The following is a 1,095-nucleotide window of genomic DNA, read 5'->3' as shown; positions in this document are numbered from 1 at the left end:
TTAAAATTAAGATAGGCATATTTAAAAGTAATTGACTAGGTGAGTTGATTAAAAGCAATGTAAAGCGTTTGCAATCCAAACAACACCAAAAGTCCGCCACTGAATAATCTCACTGCTCGTTTTTGTACCCATTGGGCCAAGGTTTTAGCTGCTAATCCCGCTGCAAATAAAGCGGGTAAAGTACCTAAACCAAACGCGAACATAATCAAGCCACCTTGTAATGCACTACCAGATGCAACAGACCAAGTTAATGTACTGTACACCAGGCCGCAGGGGAGCCAGCCCCATACCATACCTGCCATAACGGCTTGGAATGGATGGGTAATGGGGATAAATTTACGCGTTAAAGGTTGTAAGTATCGCCACAACACTTTGCCAACTTTTTCAATATGAACGATTCCAAACCATATCTGAGCAATATAAAGGCCGGTAAGAATCATCATGGTGCCCGCAAAAATGCGAAGAAAAATTAAATAACTATCAACATCAAATAAATGACCAAGAGCGGAGACACTACCACCGACAATGGCCCCAGCCACAGTGTAACTAAAGATGCGTCCAAAATTGTAGCCACACAGAAATGTCAGTTGCGTGCCTAAACGTGTCTGTCCATTGGTGGGTATGTTTGCCGAAAAAGCCCCAATTAATCCGCCACACATGCCAAAACAATGTGCAGCGCCCATTAAACCAACAATAAATGCACCACCAACATTATATTCAATCATTGGGTTTACTCTGGTTTAGTGTGAGTAGTAGATGAAGCAGCAGAACCAACTGTATTTTGTTGGGCAACATCGGTAGTAGCAGAACGGTTAATTGGAGAGCGGTTAGTTGGAAAATCATTAGTTGCAGAGCTGTCGTTGGAAGAGCCGGCATTAGCACTGCTGTTTTTGTTCATGCTGTTTTCGTCTTCATCGAATAAAATAGACACGCTTTGTCTATCTAAATCATCAAATTGCTCAGACTTTACTGCCCAAAAGAAAATAGAGACTGCTATCAATACAAACAACATCGCAATAGGTATTAATACGTAAATGATACTCATAATTTTATCCTAAGAAGGCGTAAACTATTGCTCACCACAATCAGTGAACT

The 1,095-nt window shown here is 41.0% G+C and carries 1 protein-coding gene and 1 pseudogene; both read right to left on the bottom strand.

The features are described 5' to 3' along the window. Positions 1-35: 35 nt before the first annotated feature. On the bottom strand, positions 36-725 hold the full coding sequence (locus CXF78_RS01475; protein ID WP_011637478.1) for a sulfite exporter TauE/SafE family protein: 690 nt from the start codon (positions 723-725) through the stop codon (positions 36-38). A 155-nt stretch (positions 726-880) separates the two neighbouring features. Beyond that, positions 881-1,045, bottom strand: a pseudogene (gene ccoS / locus CXF78_RS21750) (cbb3-type cytochrome oxidase assembly protein CcoS); the annotation flags it as partial. Positions 1,046-1,095: the final 50 nt, after the last annotated feature.

This window comes from Shewanella sp. 11B5, from assembly GCF_002836795.1.
Taxonomy (GTDB): domain Bacteria; phylum Pseudomonadota; class Gammaproteobacteria; order Enterobacterales; family Shewanellaceae; genus Shewanella; species Shewanella frigidimarina.
The sequence above is the reverse complement of the archived record's forward strand: the minus strand, read 5'-3'. Positions and strand labels throughout refer to the sequence as shown.